Below are 16515 nucleotides of genomic sequence, written 5' to 3' on the forward strand. Positions count from 1 at the left end.
ACCTACTTAGCCGCGTTGAGTATTGTTTTGCTGGCCTGCATGGCCGTCTCATGCTGATCCATCAGATTGATGACAGAAGCATGCATAACGTCCAAGAATGGCTCTGGATAAATACCAATCCAGAAAGCCACCAGAATAAGCGGGGCGAAAATCAGGATCTCCCGCCGACCAACATCCATAATATTTTTAAGGTCATCCTTCACCAATTCACCGAAGACCACCCTGCGATAGAGCCAGAGGCTATAGGCCGCGCCAAGAATAACGCCGATAGTCGCAAAGAAGGCCACCGTTGTGCTGACCTGATAGGCACCAACCAGGATCAAGAATTCACCCACAAACCCGCTGGTACCGGGCAGACCGATTGTCGCCATTGTAAAGATCAGGAAAATCAACGCATAGCGCGGCATCCGATTAACAAGGCCGCCATAGCGAGAAATCTCACGCGTATGCAGCCGATCATATACCACGCCCACACAGAGGAACAGCGCGCCAGAGACGATACCATGGCTGATCATCTGCAGAATGCCGCCCTCCAGCCCCTGCTGAGTGAAGGTGAAGACACCGATGGTGATGAAGCCCATATGTGCAACGGAGGAATAAGCGATCAGCTTCTTCATATCCTTCTGCACGAGAGCCACAAGCGATGTGTAGATAATCGCGATAACGCTGAGCGCGAAGACAAGCGGCGCAAAATATTCCGACCCTTCCGGGAACATCGGGATGGAGAACCGCAGGAAACCATACCCCCCCATCTTCAGAAGCACGCCCGCCAGAATGACCGAGCCCGCCGTCGGTGCCTGCACATGAGCATCAGGCAACCAAGTATGCACCGGCCACATTGGCACCTTCACCGCGAAAGAGGCAAAGAACGCGAGCCACAGCCATAGCTGCAAATGCGGATCAAAACTGAAGTTGATCAAGGTCGGGATATCCGTCGTGCCGGCAATGAAATACATTGTAATCATCGCCACCAGCATCAACACAGAGCCGATCAGGGTATAGAGGAAGAACTTGAAGCTGGCATAAACGCGCTGTCCACCGCCCCATATTCCGATAATCAGGAACATCGGGATCAATCCGGCCTCAAAAAAGAGGTAGAACAGAACCATATCAAGTGCGCAGAAAACACCGATCATCAGGCATTCCATCACCAGGAACGCGATCATATATTCCCGCACGCGAACGGTAATCGCCTCCCAACTCGCCAAAATACAAAGCGGCATCAGGAAGGTTGTCAGGATAATGAACAGCATCGAAATACCGTCCACACCCATATGATAGTTTATGTTATTACCCAGCCAGCTGCTCTTTTCCACGAACTGGAACGCCGCAGTATTATTATCGAAATTAATCCAGATAAAGAGCGAAATGACGAAGGTGAACAGGGTTGTCCAAAGCGCAACCCAACGGGCATTACGCGCCGCCGACTCTTCCTTGCCGCTGGTCAGCAGGATAAGCACTACCCCGATCAGGGGCAGAAATGTCACCGTTGATAAGATTGGCCAATCAAGCATGACTTAATGTCCACCCGCAAAGAAAAAGTAAGAAACAAAAGCAACGACGCCGAGAAGCATGGCAAATGCATAATGATACACATAGCCGCTCTGGAGTTGGGAGGCGCGCCGCGCCAACACCAGTACCCGACCGGCAACTCCGTTCGGACCCAGCCCATCAATCACCTTGCCATCGCCAAAGGTCCAGAGGAACCGGCCGATAGCTTTCGAAGGCCGGACGAAGACGAAATCGTAAAGCTCATCAAAATACCATTTGTTGAGCAGGAACTGATAAAGCGCTGAATGGGTCTTGGCGAGCTGCACAGGAATATCCGTCCGGCGTATATACATCTGGTACGTCAGGGCAATCCCGAAGACACCCAGAACCAGCGGCAGCAACTTGACCCAGAGCGGCACATGATGCGCATCAATCATTGCCGTGCTGTTCTCCAGCATCAGGATGGAGGCTCCCCAGAATTCCTTGTAATGTTCTTCCCCGGTCATGTAGGGGGCGAATAGCATGCCAGCGAAAATCGCGCCGAGCGCCAGGACACCCAGCGGAATAAGCATCACCTTGGGGCTTTCATGAACATGGGCCATCACTTCCTTGCTGGCGCGCGGCTTGCCATGGAACGTCATGAAGATGAGGCGACCTGAATAGAAGGCCGTCAAGAGAGCGGCGGCAACACCAGCCCAGAAGGCATACTCACCAACCCCGGTATGGGCCGCAAAGGCGCTTTCGATAATCAGGTCCTTTGAGTAGTAACCCGCAAGAGGCGGAATACCGGCAAGCGCAAGAGACCCGATCCACATCATTGCATAGGTGACTTTAATATGCTTCCACAGGCCGCCCATATTGCGCATGTCCTGCTCATCAGAAACCGCATGAATAACGGAGCCTGCGCTTAAGAACAATAGCGCCTTGAAGAAGGCATGTGTGAAGAGATGGAAAATCGCCGCCGGATAGGCGCCAATCCCGAGCGCGAAGAACATATAGCCGAGCTGAGAACAGGTTGAATAGGCGATCACGCGCTTGATATCATTTTGTACCAATCCGATGGTCGCCGCGAAGAAACAGGTCGAAGCGCCGACGATTGTCACCACCATCAAGGCGTCAGGCGAATATTCGAATAGTGGCGAGCAGCGTGCCACCATAAAGACACCGGCCGTCACCATCGTCGCCGCATGGATAAGGGCAGATACTGGTGTCGGGCCTTCCATGGCGTCCGGCAGCCAGGTATGCAGGCCGAGCTGGGCCGATTTACCCATCGCGCCAACGAAGAGCAGCAGGCAGAGCGTTGTCAGGATATCAACCTGATAGCCAAGGAACTCGAAATGCTGTCCGACCTGGCTCGGTGCGGCGGAGAAGACATCATCGAAGCTGACGGAATCAAAGACTAGATAAATGCCCATGATACCAAGAGCAAAGCCGAAATCACCAACACGGTTGACAACAAACGCCTTGATCGCAGCGGCATTAGCAGAAGGTTTCTTGTACCAGAAGCCAATCAGCAGATAACTTGCGAGGCCAACCCCTTCCCAGCCGAAATAAAGCTGTACGAAGTTATCGGAGGTGACCAGCATCAGCATCGCAAAGGTAAAGAGCGACAAATAGGCCATAAAACGCGGCTTATGCGGATCATGCGACATATAGCCGATGGAATAAACATGCACGACAGCAGAAACCGTGTTCACCACTACCAACATAACGGCAGTCAGACTGTCAATCCGGAGCATCCAGTCGACATCGAAATCACCTGAATCGATCCAGGTCATCAACTCGATCACTTCTGTCGTCTGCTGAAACGCGATCTGGTAAAGCGCAACCCATGACAGGATGGCGCTGATAATAACGGCAGTGGATGTGATCAACTGGCTACCGCGATCCCCGATAGCGCGGCCGAACAGCCCGGCAATCAGCGCCGCAAGCAACGGCAGGAAAACGATGAGGACGTACATCATGATTTTGTCTTAACCCTTCATGTGATGGATGTCCTCAACCGCGATAGTGCCGCGATTTCGGAAGTAAACGACGAGAATAGCAAGCCCGATCGCTGCTTCACCGGCCGCAACGGTCAGAATAAACAGCGCGAACACCTGCCCAACCAGATTGCCCAGATAAGCAGAGAAAGCAACAAGGTTGATATTAACAGCAAGCAACATCAACTCGATCGACATCAGGATCACGATGACATTCTTCCGGTTCAGGAAGATGCCGAAAATACCCAGGGTCAGCAAAATCGCGGACACCGTCAGGTAATGAGCAAGACCGATTTCCATGTTTCCCCCTACACGCCTTGTCCAGGCTCGACTTTACGAACCGCCATCGACTCTTCAGGACGGCGATATACCTGCCGGGCAATATTTTGTTTGCGAACGCCCGGCCGGGACCGGTTGGTCAACACGATCGCCCCGATCATCGCCACCAGCAGGATCATGCCCGCAATCTGGAACAAATAGGCATAGTCCGTGTAAATAACGTGCCCCAGCTGCTCCGTATTGGTAAGGTCCGACACAACAGGTGCCACCTGCGATCCAACCTGTATTGCCTCCGGTGAGAGCGCCCAGCCACTAACCACCAGTATCAATTCAATCAACAGGATCACGCCGATCAGGCCTCCGATTGGCAGATACTGCAAAAAGCCCTGACGCAATTCAGCGAAATTGATATCGAGCATCATGACAACGAATAGGAAAAGGACCGCCACAGCGCCCACATACACCACGACAAGGATCATCGCGATAAATTCAGCTCCTAGAAGCACGAACAGAGCCGCCGAATTGAAGAAGGCGAGGATAAGATAAAGCACGGAATGAACCGGGTTCTTCGCCGAGATCACCATAAATGCCGAGGCAATAGTCATCGCCGCAAAAAGATAGAAGGCAATTGTCGAGATAATCATCGCGCCCCTCTTCCCGTGATATTTAGATCCGTCTTTCGCATGGCTGTCACAATCTTACTTTCGATTATCTATAAGGCGCTTCCGCAACAAGGTTTTGGGCAATTTCCTGCTCCCAGCGGTCGCCGTTCGCAAGCAGCTTCTCCTTATCATAGAAAAGCTCTTCGCGGGTTTCCGTCGCAAATTCGAAATTCGGCCCTTCTACAATGGCATCAACCGGGCAGGCTTCCTGACAGAAACCGCAATAGATGCATTTCGTCATGTCAATATCGTAGCGAGTAGTGCGTCGGCTACCATCGTCACGCGGCTCTGCCTCGATTGTGATAGCAAGTGCGGGACATGCCGCCTCACACAATTTACACGCAATGCACCGCTCTTCCCCGTTGGGATAACGCCGCAAGACGTGCTCACCTCGAAACCGCGGGCTCAAGGGTCCTTTTTCATATGGATAGTTGATGGTCGCCTTCGTCTTGAACATATAGCGGAACGTTGTCGCCAGACCGGTGACAATCTCCGCCAGAAGCAGACTACGCGCCTGTTTGTCGATAAAGCTCATTTTAAAACAGCCTTTTCACTATCTCATTTCTTGCCGTCGCCCGAATTCCGGCGCCGACGGTTACTAAAACTTGCCTTATGCCGGAACCATGTCGAAATAGACAAGGAAACCAGCCGTCAAAACTACCCATAACAAGGAGAAGGGCAAAAACACCTTCCAGCCAAGTCGCATCAATTGATCATAACGATACCGAGGTAGCGTCGCCCGAACCCAGATAAAGACGAACAGCAAAATCGCAATTTTGATGCCAAACCAAATGATCCCCGGGATCCAGGTGAAGATCGCCCAATCCGCCGGCGGCAACCAGCCACCCAGAAACAGCACCGTACAAATCCCGCTCATCAGGATCATGTTGGCGTATTCACCAAGGAAGAAGAGCGCAAACGCCATCGACGAATATTCTGTCTGATACCCCGCAACCAGCTCCGCCTCTGCTTCGGGAAGGTCAAATGGATGCCGGTTCGTTTCCGCCAGGATCGAGATGAAGAAAATAATGAACATCGGGAAAAGCGGTATAAACCACCAGTTCAAAAGGCCGAGGTCGCCTTTTTGCGATTCTACAATACCTGAAAGGTTAAGGGTTCCCGCACAGAGCAGCACCGTCACAATCACAAACCCGATGGACACTTCATATGACACCATCTGCGCTGCGGAGCGGAGGGCACCAAGGAAAGGATATCGGGAGTTAGACGCCCAGCCCGCAACAATAATGCCGTAAACACCGAGAGAGGAGATCGCAAACAGGTAAAGTCCGCCCACATTGATGTCCGCAAGCACCCATCCTTCGTCAAAGGGAATGACCGCCCATGCAATCAAACTAAGAATAAAGGTCACCATAGGAGCAAGCAGGAACAGTACTTTGTTCGCGCCTGTCGGAACGACTGTTTCCTTGAAGAAAAGCTTCGCACCATCCGCGAGTGGTTGCAGCAATCCAAACGGACCCACCACATTCGGCCCCTTACGGAGCTGCATCACCGCCATGACTTTACGCTCATACAGCGTCAGATAAGCCACCGCAACCAAGAGCGGCACAACAATCAGCAGGATCTGGCCGACAATAATCAGGGCCGGGAGAAGATAAATATCCCAAAACTCAGCCATTTGTACCGGTCCCCTCACCCTTTACCTTAGAGAAAGTCGCACTGCATTCCGCCATAATCCGGCTCGAACGGGAAATCGGGTTCGTCAGATAGTAATCCGTGATCGGGTTGACGAAAGGCGCATCGTCTATTGCCCCGTCCGTGCCGAATGCCCCCCAGTCAGCGGAAGTCACTTGATCTATATCGGCAAAGTGAGGCGTCACCTCAATCATCTTCTCTCGAAGTTCCCGTATCGTGTTGTAAGGAAGCGTTTTCCCGAGTTTTTCAGAAAGCGCCCGGAGGATCGTCCAATCCTCCCTTGCGTCACCCGGCGGGAAGATGGCTCGCCGACCTAGCTGAACCCGGCCTTCCGTATTGACCCAAGTGGCATCTTTTTCCGTGTAGGCCGCACCCGGCAGGATGACATCGGCGGCGCTTGCCCCGGCATCCCCGTGGCTGCCCTGATAGATTACGAAGCTATTTGTAAGCTTTGATGTATTGATTTCATCGGCCCCCAGCAGGAACAGCACATCAAGCGACCCATCCAGCATTTCCTTCGCACTCTTGCCGCCTTCACCCGGCACGAAGCCGAGATCAAGACCAGCAACCCGTGCGGCCGCCGTATGAAGAACGTTAAAGCCGTTCCAATCATCAGAGGCAAAACCGTAATCATCGGCAATTTTCTTCGCCAACGCCAGAACCGCCGCGCCATCATTCCGGCTAAGCGCGCCCTGCCCGACAATAATCATCGGACGCTCGGCCTTTTTAAGGGTTTCGGCGAAAGAATGCTTACCTTCTGCCACTTCCTTCAAGGTCGCAGGGCCGGCACCGAGATAATCATAGCTGTAGGTCAAATCGACTTGCTCACCGATCAGCGCAACCGGGAAGTTACCCGCTTTCCAACGCTTACGAATGCGGGCATTGATCAAGGCCGCCTCATGACGTGGATTACTACCCACGATCAGAAGCGCATCCGCCTCATCAATCCCGGCGATGGTCGTGTTAAAGAGATACCCGCTCCGGCTTTCCGTCGACAGCGCAGCGCCATCCTGTCGGCAATCGATATTCGGCGATTCCAGTAGATTCATCAGGTCTTTCAGCGCGATCATGCTCTCGGCGCAGGCCAGATCCCCGGCAATCGCTCCAATCTTCGCCCCTTCGACTCCCTCCAGCTTGGCGGCGATAGCATCGAACGCCTCGCCCCAGCTTGCGGGCTGAAGTGTTCCGTCTTTGCGAACGTAGGGGGTATCCAGTCGCTGAGCTTTCAGGCCATCGTAAGAAAAGCGGGATCGATCCGACAGCCACTCTTCGTTCACGTCCTCATTGAGGCGCGGTAAAAAGCGCATGACTTCCTTGCCGCGGCTATCAACCCGGATATTCGCCCCGACGGCGTCGAGCACGTCGATACTCTCGGTTTTGGAAAGCTCCCACGGGCGTGCCGTAAATGCATAGGGCTTCGATGTCAGCGCCCCAACCGGGCATAAGTCAATGATATTACCGGAGAGTTCGCTATCGAGCGCTTGCTCAAGATAGGTCGCGATCTCCATATTTTCACCACGGTTAATAGCGCCAAGTTCCTCAACTCCCGCAACCTCCGTCGCGAATCGCACGCAACGTGTACAGTGAATACAGCGAGTCATCGTCGTCTTGATGAGTGGCCCCATATTCTTTTCTGTAACGGCGCGCTTCATTTCATGATAGCGGCTGTTGCCGGAGCCATACGCCATCGATTGATCCTGCAAATCACACTCACCGCCCTGATCGCAAATCGGGCAATCAAGCGGATGATTGATCAGCAGGAATTCCATGGCCCCCTCACGGCCTTCTTTCACCTTTTGGGTATTGGTGTGAATGACCATACCATCGCCAGCGGGCATTGCGCAGGAGGCGATCAGCTTCGGAGCCTTTTCCATCTCCACCAGGCACATGCGGCAATTACCGGCGATCGACAACCGCTCATGATAGCAAAAGCGCGGGATTTCCGCGCCCGCTTCCTCACAGGCCTGAAGGACCGTGGTTCCCGGATCGACTGTAACTTCTACACCATCTACTGTAAGTGTCGGCATTCTTCACTCCCCACGCGGTCCAGCCCTCAGGCCGCCCGTGCAGCCTTCCGTGATTTAATACGTTCCTCAATAACCGGGCGGAAGTGCCGCACCAGTCCCTGAATTGGCCAGGCCGCCGCGTCACCAAGGGCGCAAATGGTATGACCTTCAATCCGTTTTGATACATTGATCAGCATGTCAATTTCCTCAACCTCCGCATCGCCGGAGACAAGGCGCTGCATCACCCGCCACATCCAGCCAGTGCCTTCACGACACGGCGTGCATTGGCCACAGCTTTCATGCTTATAGAAATGGGAGAGCCTCTCAATCGCCCGGATCACATCTGTCGATTTATCCATGACAATGACGGCAGCCGTACCGAGCCCGCTCTGGGCATCGCGCAAACTATCGAAATCCATCAGCATCGTATCGCAGATATCTTTCGGCAACATAGGAACGGAAGACCCACCGGGAATAATGGCCAGCAAGTTATCCCAACCACCCCGAACACCGCCCGCATGCTTTTCGATCAGCTCTTTGAGCGGAATGCCCATTTCCTCTTCGACATTGCAGGGCTTGTTCACATGGCCAGAAATACAGAAGAGTTTGGTGCCGGTATTGTTTGGGCGGCCAAGACCGGAGAACCATCCTTCCCCGCGCCGAAGAATTTCAGGCGCAACGGCGATACTCTCAACATTGTTTACGGTCGACGGACAGCCCCAGACACCGACATTGGCAGGAAATGGCGGTTTCAGTCGTGGTTGACCCTTGTTGCCTTCAAGGCTCTCGATCAGAGCCGTTTCCTCGCCGCAAATGTAAGCGCCGGCGCCGCGATGCAGATAAATATCGAAATCATAGCCGGAACCAGAGGCGTTCTTACCGATCAGCCCATCGTCATAGGCTTCCTGGATGGCAATCTCCAGATTGATCGCCTCCTGTACAAACTCCCCGCGAATATAGATATAGGCCGCAACGGCACGCATGGCGAAACCGGCGACGAGACAGCCTTCCAGCAGACGGTGCGGATCGAAGCGCATGATTTCCCGGTCTTTACAAGTACCCGGCTCTGATTCGTCGGCATTGACCACAAGATAGCCTGGACGGCCATCGGATTCCTTGGGCATAAAAGACCATTTCAAACCCGTCGGAAAGCCCGCACCGCCGCGACCGCGAAGGCCGCTTTCCTTCATCGCATCGATAATACCATCCTGCCCCATCTCAATGAGTGTCTTGGTATTATCCCAGATACCGCGGCTTTTAGCGCCCGCAAGCTTCCAGTCGTGAATGCCGTACAGATTTGTGAAAATCCGATCCTGATCTTTCAGCATTACGCGCCCTCCGTCTTTTCAAGCAATGTCGTCGGGCCACCTTCCGGTGCCGAATTGGTCCGATCAATCTGTGGACCCTTGGGCGGAACCTCACCTTTGGCTAGCTTATCCAGAACGACCTCGAAGTTTTCAGCGTTCAGATCTTCATAGAAATCATCATTGATTTGCACGACCGGTGCATTCACACAGGCACCAAGGCATTCCACTTCGAGAAGGCTGAACATCCCATCCTCTGTGGTCTCGCCATTGGTGATCCCCAGCTTGTTCTTGCAGACCGCTTCCAGATCGTCGCTTCCACGCAGCCAGCAGGGCGTCGTCCGGCAAAGCTGCAGGAAATATTTTCCGACAGGCTTGAGGTTATACATGGTGTAGAAGGTTGCCACCTCCAGCACGCGCATATATGGGACATTCAAGTAGTTCCCGACATACTCAAGCACTTCCTTGGAGAGCCAGTTCTCATTCTGGCGCTGCGCAAGATCAAGAAGCGGCATCACCGCGCTTTGCTGACGGCCTTCAGGGTATCTCGCGATGAATTTCTGGGCCTTTTCGACATTTTCAGCCGTAAATTCAAAGGCTTTTCCTGTTTCGATAACCTGACTCACCGGTCCACCTCACCAAAAACGATATCCAAACTGCCGAGAATTGCCGACGCATCGGCCAACATGTGCCCCTTGGTTAAAAAGTCCATGCCTTGCAAATGCGCAAAACCCGGCGCCCTGATCTTGCAACGATAGGGTTTATTTGACCCATCGGAGACCAGATATACGCCAAACTCGCCCTTTGGCGCCTCTACCGCTGTATAAGTCTCTCCAGCAGGAACTTTAACACCCTCAGTGTAATGCTTGAAATGATTGATCAAGGCTTCCATAGAGGTTTTCATTTCGCTCCGACGTGGCGGTGCAACCTTAGGATCAGTTGAAAGAACCGGTCCCGGCTTCATCTGATCAAGGCACTGCGTCATAATCCGCATGGATTGGCGCATTTCTTCCATCCGCATCAGATAGCGATCGAAACAATCCCCATTAAGGCCAACGGGAATATCAAAATCCATCTTTGCATACACATCATATGGCTGCGCTTTTCTGAGGTCCCAGGCAAGCCCGGTAGACCGAAGCATTACACCAGAGAACCCCCAGCCCATTGCCTCTTCTTCCGAGACAATACCGATATCGACATTCCGCTGCTTGAAAATACGGTTTTCAGTGAGCAGCGCCTCGACATCGTCAAGAACAGCCGGGAAATGCTCGATAAAAGTGCGAATATCATCCTCGAGCTTTTCAGAAATATCCTGATGAACGCCGCCAACACGGAAATATGCGGCATGCATCCGCGCGCCACTTGCCCGCTCATAAAACTCCATCAATGTTTCGCGCTCAACAAAGGCCCAGAGCATCGGCGTTGTCGCGCCAACATCCATGGCCTGCGCGCAGACATTCATGATATGATTGAGAATACGGGAAATTTCAGAAAACAGGACACGGATATACTGCCCGCGTTCCGGCACTTCACAGCCCAGCAGTTTTTCTGCCGCCAGCACAAAGGCATGCTCTTGGCTCATCGCCGCCACATAATCGAGACGGTCGAAATACGGCATCGCCTGCATATAGGTTTTATGCTCGATCAGCTTTTCAGTGCCACGATGAAGCAGACCGATATGCGGATCGATCCGCTCAACGACTTCACCGTCAAGTTCCATCACCATGCGCAGCACACCATGGGCCGCAGGATGCTGAGGACCGAAGTTAAGCGTATAATTCTTGATCTGGACTTCCGCCATCAGCCCTGTCCTTCTGCTTTTTCGTCGCCGGGCAGAACATACTCAGTTCCCTCCCAGGGGCTTTCAAAATCAAACTTGCGAAATTCCTGCGTCAGATTGACCGGTTCATAGACAACCCGTTTTTCATCTTCGCTATAGCGCAGCTCCACATAGCCCGTAAGCGGGAAATCCTTGCGTAAAGGGTGCCCCTCGAAGCCATAATCAGTCAGCATCCTGCGCAAGTCCGGATGGCCGGAGAACATAATGCCATACATATCCCAGGCCTCGCGCTCAAACCAGTTCGCTGTCGGGAACAATCCGACAACAGAAGGGACCGGCGTCCTCGCGTCAGTTTCCGCTTTGACAATAATCCGCTGATTATGACGGAGGCTGAGAAGATTATAGACGACATCGAACCGCTTCGCGCGCGTCGGATAATCCACCCCGCAGACATCGCAGAGAATCTCGAATTTGCAATTCGGATCATTGCGCAGGAATTCGAGAAACTTATCCAGCGATTCTGCGCGCACAATAACAGTCAGCTCACCGAAGGCGACGTTAGTTGACACCACTTCGTCGGAACGTTCGGCCGCGATTAACTCGCCCAGCTCTACAAGCGCTTCATTCATGTAACTGACGACCCTTTCCGTTAGCGCAAAAATGTTCCGGTGCGATGAATTTTCTTCTGCAGCTGAAAGACACCGTAAATCAGCGCTTCTGCCGTTGGTGGACAACCGGGAACATAGATGTCAACCGGGACAATCCGGTCGCAGCCGCGCACTACAGAATAAGAATAATGATAATATCCGCCGCCATTAGCGCAGGAGCCCATCGAAATGACATACCGCGGCTCCGCCATCTGGTCATAAACCTTGCGAAGTGCTGGTGCCATCTTGTTAGTAAGCGTCCCCGCCACAATCATGACATCAGACTGACGAGGCGAACCACGAGGAACAACACCGAGCCGCTCCATATCGTATCGAGGCTGCCAGGCATGCATCATTTCAACAGCGCAACAGGCTAAACCGAAGGTCATTGGCCAAAGGGAGCCCGTACGGGCCCAATTGACGAGTTTGTCTACCTGAGTGACGACAAAACCCTTGTCATCCAGCTCCTGACCAACCTGACGGAAAAACGCGTCCTGATCTTGTGCGCCGGGTTGGGTGTCTGCACCGACCAGTTCAGAACCTACTCCCATTCCAGAGCTCCCTTTTTCCATTCATAAATAAACCCGATCGTGAGGATCCCGAGAAACACCATCATCGACCAGAACCCAAACAGCCCGACCCCACCTAGAGAAATGGACCAAGGGAAGAGAAAGGCGACCTCAAGATCGAAAATGATGAACAAGATAGCGACCAGATAGAACCGGACGTCAAACTGATTGCGGGCGTCATCGAAAGGTTCAAAACCACATTCATATGGCGAGAGCTTTTCAGAGTCCGGATGCTGCGCTGCGACAACCATGGACGCAATCACAATGACTGCGGACAACCCGACCGCCAATCCCAGAAAGATCAGAATGGGCAAATATTCTACAAGCAAGGCTTCCATACTATCAAAACTGCCACGATAAACGGGTAAAGATCAACCCGTTTGGCGGCAACCCCTCTTACCAATTACGTTCGGTATTATAGTGTCGGGTTATAAGGAAGAAAACCGAATTAGCAACAAAATTCGGCCATATTTTACAATGCAGGAACCCAAATGTGTGCCGCCCCGGTTGAATGACGGGATAGCTGAGAATCGTTCGCAATTTTGGGAAAAAGTGGCGGGAGTGACGGGGCTCGAACCCGCGACCTCCGGCGTGACAGGCCGGCGCTCTAACCAACTGAGCTACACCCCCGCAGGGACGCTGTTTTCTATTGGACCTCACCCGCCATGTCAAGCCGGATAAGCAGTTTTTGAAAAGAAAATTTTGCCCCCCGCAACGGCATCGCAATTTTCAGCGTCTTTGACGTTATATGAACTTTCTTGCAACCAGTTCGATGTTCCCCAAAATCCTGATGGCGGGCACCCCGGTTTGATTCGACATCAGTTCTAGGAAGGCAAAATAAACGCAGCGCTATGACCGTTTTCTCTCAGCACCTATCTAATCTAAGAGCAAGCTTTGTTGCTTCAATATAAAAAAGTAGTCTTCATGGCGCGCATGAGCCAAAGCTACAATCCCACCGGATTAGCTAAAGAATTGCACACTGGCCCGGGTGTCGGGCCTGCTGCAACAAATGATGCGTTTAATGAGAAATGGTGGGTGATGAGAGATTCGAACTCCCGACCCTCTCGGTGTAAACGAGATGCTCTAACCAGCTGAGCTAATCACCCTAATTCCAAGCGAGCCCGTGTATATCAACCTACACCGGCAATTGGAAGTAAAAAAACGAAGCCAGATTCAAAAATTGAATCTGGCTTCGTTTTGGTCTGTAACCACGTGTGTTACTTATTGACCGAGTCCTTCAAGGCTTTACCAGCTTTGAATTTCGGCTGCTTGGAAGCCGGAATTTTGATCGTTTCGCCAGTGCGCGGGTTACGCCCTTCAGAGGCTTTGCGATCAGCAACGCTGAACGTGCCAAAGCCGACGAGGCGAACTTCATCGCCGCCACTTAAGGCGCCGGAAACCGCTTCGAGAACTGCATCAACACTTTTTCCTGCTTCTGCTTTCCCCAGACCTGAAATATCAGCTACTGCGGCAATGAGATCATTCTTATTCACTATAAGCCCCCTTCAATTTAGACTTGAACATATCATATCAAGAAATTCGTTTAAGACGGTCGAATACTAGTTTGTCGACCGCTCCGGGTCAAAGGGAAAAATCAAGATATCCCCAACTTTTCTGCGGTTTTGACCCGGTTTTCGATTAATGTCAGTGGGTTGTTACACCATCCTCAACTTTTCGCTGAGCGGCCGCACCAGCTAGTTCTTTCGCCAGCTCCTCCTCGGTCCAATTCAGTGGAACGAGAGGTTTCGTCAAGGCATGTTTCAGAACTTCCGAGACTTCTGAAACAGGGATAATTTCAAGCCCCTCTTTCACATTGTCGGGAATTTCTGCAAGATCCTTTTCATTATCCTTTGGAATCAACACCTTCTTGATTCCGCCACGAAGAGCCGCCAGAAGCTTTTCCTTCAAACCACCAATTGGCAGAACCCGACCACGCAAGGTAACCTCGCCCGTCATGGCAACATCCTTGCTCACCGGAATATCAGTCAACACTGAAATAATCGACGTGACCATGGCGACACCGGCAGACGGCCCGTCCTTCGGCGTTGCACCTTCGGGCACATGGACGTGGATATCATGCTTGTCAAAATCAGTCGGCTTAACGCCCATTTCCATGCACCGTGATTGCACAAAACTTTTCGCAGCCTGCACAGATTCCTGCATAACATCGCCAAGTTTACCGGTGATTTGCATCCGGCCCTTGCCATAAAGCTTGACCGCTTCGATGGTCAGCAACTCACCGCCAACTTCAGTCCAGGCAAGACCCGTTGTCAGACCAACCTGATCCGTGTCCTCGATCTCACCAAAGCGATATTTGCGAACACCGGAATAATCTTTCAGGTTATCCGACGTAATCGCAACCGACGTTACGCCATCAGTAATGATTTCCTTAATCGATTTGCGGCATAGCTTGGCGAGTTCCCGCTCTAGATTACGAACCCCGGCTTCGCGGGCGTAATAACGGATAAGATCTTGGATTGCCTCATCAGTAATCGACCATTCGTCTGATTTCAGACCATGGGCCTTCATCTGTTTCTTCACAAGATGACGCTTGGCAATCTCAACTTTTTCATCTTCCGTGTAACCGGAAAGATGGATGATTTCCATACGATCACGGAGCGGACCGGGCATGTTAAGGGAGTTCGCCGTGCAAATGAACATCACTTCAGAAAGGTCAAACTCGACCTCAAGATAATGATCGGCAAAAGTCGCGTTCTGCTCCGGATCGAGCACTTCAAGAAGAGCGGATGACGGATCACCGCGGAAGTCATTCCCAAGTTTATCAATCTCATCGAAGAGAAACAGCGGATTGCTTGATTTCGCCTTTTTCATCGACTGAATAACTTTGCCCGGCATGGAGCCGATATAGGTCCGCCGATGACCGCGAATTTCTGCTTCATCCCGCACGCCGCCCAAGGCAACGCGCACGAAATTCCGCCCCGTAGCCTTCGCAACGGACTTACCAAGCGAAGTTTTACCAACACCCGGAGGGCCGACAAGACAGAGAATAGAGCCGCGTATTTTCTTCATCCGCTGCTGCACGGCGAGATATTCAAGGATACGTTCCTTAACTTTCTCCAAGCCGTAATGATCGTCATTGAGAATTTTTTCGGCCCGGACAAGATCCTTCTTGATACGGGTCCGCTTGTTCCACGGCAGGCTGGTGATCCAGTCGAGATAGTTGCGAACAACCGTCGCCTCGGCTGACATGGGGCTCATGTTCCGGAGTTTTTTCATCTCCTGATTACATTTTTCGAGCGCTTCCTTGGTCAGCTTTGTCTTGGCGATTTTCTCTTCAAGCTCGGTCAGTTCATCCCGACCATCCTCGCCTTCGCCAAGTTCCTTCTGGATCGCCTTCATCTGTTCATTGAGATAATATTCGCGCTGGGTCTTCTCCATCTGGCGTTTGACCCGGCTACGGATTTTCTTCTCAACCTGAAGGACGCCGATTTCGTCTTCCATCAGCGCATAGACACGCTCCAACCGCTCGCTCGCACTCTCGATTTCAAGCAGTTCCTGCTTCTCGGAGATTTTGAGCGCCATATGCGACGCCATTGTATCAGCAAGCTTAGACGGCTCATCGATTTGATTGAGAGAGACAAGCACTTCGGGCGGGATCTTACGGTTGAGCTTCACATACTGTTCGAACTGGGAAATAACGGAACGTGCCAGTGCCTCTAGCTCCGGTGTCTCCGCGTCTTTATCTTCCAAAATTTCCGCATGAGCCTGGAAAAAATCGGGATTGCCAACGAATTCGTCAATTCGTGCCCGCTCACCGCCTTCAACCAGCACCTTCACGGTACCATCGGGCAGCTTCAAAAGCTGCAATACCGACGCGATAGTACCAACACGGTGGATATCTTCCTCGCCATGATCATCCTGACTTGCATTTTTTTGCGCGACCAGCAGGATCTGCTTGTCATCCTTCATCACATCTTCAAGTGCCCGAACAGACTTATCACGTCCGACGAACAGCGGGACAATCATATGCGGGAATACGACAATATCGCGAAGCGGGAGAACCGGGAATATTTGCGTACGAGGTGTATCAATCATCATGTTGCCTTTTGGGACGGGCATTCAGACATGCCACAGCAGCCGGGAAAAAATATGCTGGTCCTACAAATTAAAAACAGTGGGAA

Annotated in this window: 15 protein-coding genes and 2 tRNA genes; all 17 read right to left on the reverse strand. The window is 52.2% G+C overall.

From position 1 onward, the window contains the following. Positions 1–2: 2 nt before the first annotated feature. The 17 genes from AC0L73_RS01465 to lon all read right to left on the reverse strand — a co-directional run bounded on the left by AC0L73_RS01465 (position 3) and on the right by lon (position 16429). Positions 3–1514, reverse strand: a complete 1512-nt coding sequence (locus AC0L73_RS01465) for an NADH-quinone oxidoreductase subunit M (RefSeq protein ID WP_473654704.1) — start codon at positions 1512–1514, stop codon at positions 3–5. Positions 1515–1517: 3 nt separating this feature from the next. Next, positions 1518–3452: an NADH-quinone oxidoreductase subunit L gene (nuoL, locus tag AC0L73_RS01470; protein ID WP_473655404.1), complete on the reverse strand. Its 1935-nt coding sequence runs from the start codon at positions 3450–3452 to the stop codon at positions 1518–1520. Between the two features lie 12 nt (positions 3453–3464). Then, positions 3465–3773 (reverse strand): NADH-quinone oxidoreductase subunit NuoK, encoded by a 309-nt coding sequence (nuoK, locus tag AC0L73_RS01475; protein WP_161315086.1) that lies wholly within the window; start codon positions 3771–3773, stop codon positions 3465–3467. A gap of 8 nt (positions 3774–3781) precedes the next feature. Then, positions 3782–4396 (reverse strand): NADH-quinone oxidoreductase subunit J, encoded by a 615-nt coding sequence (locus AC0L73_RS01480; protein ID WP_227952205.1) that lies wholly within the window; start codon positions 4394–4396, stop codon positions 3782–3784. Between the two features lie 64 nt (positions 4397–4460). Next, on the reverse strand, positions 4461–4949 hold the full coding sequence (gene nuoI, locus AC0L73_RS01485) for an NADH-quinone oxidoreductase subunit NuoI (RefSeq protein WP_227952206.1): 489 nt from the start codon (positions 4947–4949) through the stop codon (positions 4461–4463). Positions 4950–5024: 75 nt separating this feature from the next. Further along, on the reverse strand, positions 5025–6050 hold the full coding sequence (gene nuoH, locus AC0L73_RS01490) for an NADH-quinone oxidoreductase subunit NuoH (RefSeq protein ID WP_473654705.1): 1026 nt from the start codon (positions 6048–6050) through the stop codon (positions 5025–5027). Continuing rightward, entirely contained in the window at positions 6043–8094 is a 2052-nt protein-coding gene (nuoG, locus tag AC0L73_RS01495) for an NADH-quinone oxidoreductase subunit NuoG (protein WP_473654706.1), read from the reverse strand. Before nuoG ends, nuoH begins: the two co-directional genes overlap by 8 nt. 26 nt (positions 8095–8120) lie before the next feature. Further along, complete coding sequence (nuoF, locus tag AC0L73_RS01500; RefSeq protein ID WP_473654707.1) at positions 8121–9401, reverse strand: NADH-quinone oxidoreductase subunit NuoF; 1281 nt, start codon at positions 9399–9401, stop codon at positions 8121–8123. After that, complete coding sequence (nuoE, locus tag AC0L73_RS01505) at positions 9401–10003, reverse strand: NADH-quinone oxidoreductase subunit NuoE (RefSeq protein WP_227952210.1); 603 nt, start codon at positions 10001–10003, stop codon at positions 9401–9403. Before nuoE ends, nuoF begins: the two co-directional genes overlap by 1 nt. Further along, the gene (locus AC0L73_RS01510) at positions 10000–11178 is read right to left on the reverse strand and encodes an NADH-quinone oxidoreductase subunit D (RefSeq protein ID WP_227952211.1); all 1179 of its coding nucleotides are present in this window, start codon (positions 11176–11178) and stop codon (positions 10000–10002) included. Before AC0L73_RS01510 ends, nuoE begins: the two co-directional genes overlap by 4 nt. Further along, on the reverse strand, positions 11178–11786 hold the full coding sequence (locus AC0L73_RS01515) for an NADH-quinone oxidoreductase subunit C (protein WP_227952212.1): 609 nt from the start codon (positions 11784–11786) through the stop codon (positions 11178–11180). The genes AC0L73_RS01510 and AC0L73_RS01515 overlap by 1 nt, the downstream gene beginning before the upstream one ends. Positions 11787–11806: 20 nt before the next feature. Continuing rightward, positions 11807–12376 (reverse strand): NuoB/complex I 20 kDa subunit family protein, encoded by a 570-nt coding sequence (locus tag AC0L73_RS01520; protein ID WP_415776537.1) that lies wholly within the window; start codon positions 12374–12376, stop codon positions 11807–11809. Further along, the gene (locus AC0L73_RS01525) at positions 12346–12711 is read right to left on the reverse strand and encodes an NADH-quinone oxidoreductase subunit A (RefSeq protein WP_227952214.1); all 366 of its coding nucleotides are present in this window, start codon (positions 12709–12711) and stop codon (positions 12346–12348) included. The genes AC0L73_RS01520 and AC0L73_RS01525 overlap by 31 nt, the downstream gene beginning before the upstream one ends. Positions 12712–12926: 215 nt before the next feature. Further along, positions 12927–13003 (reverse strand) — tRNA-Asp (locus tag AC0L73_RS01530). A gap of 399 nt (positions 13004–13402) precedes the next feature. Next, positions 13403–13479: transfer RNA gene (locus AC0L73_RS01535), tRNA-Val, on the reverse strand. Between the two features lie 111 nt (positions 13480–13590). Further along, entirely contained in the window at positions 13591–13866 is a 276-nt protein-coding gene (locus tag AC0L73_RS01540; RefSeq protein ID WP_161315097.1) for an HU family DNA-binding protein, read from the reverse strand. Positions 13867–14017: 151 nt separating this feature from the next. Continuing rightward, a complete protein-coding gene (gene lon / locus AC0L73_RS01545; protein WP_473655405.1) occupies positions 14018–16429 on the reverse strand; it encodes an endopeptidase La in 2412 nt (803 codons plus the stop codon). Between the last annotated feature and the right edge of the window lie 86 nt (positions 16430–16515).

The sequence above is a fragment of the Sneathiella sp. D3-11 genome (assembly GCF_055809395.1).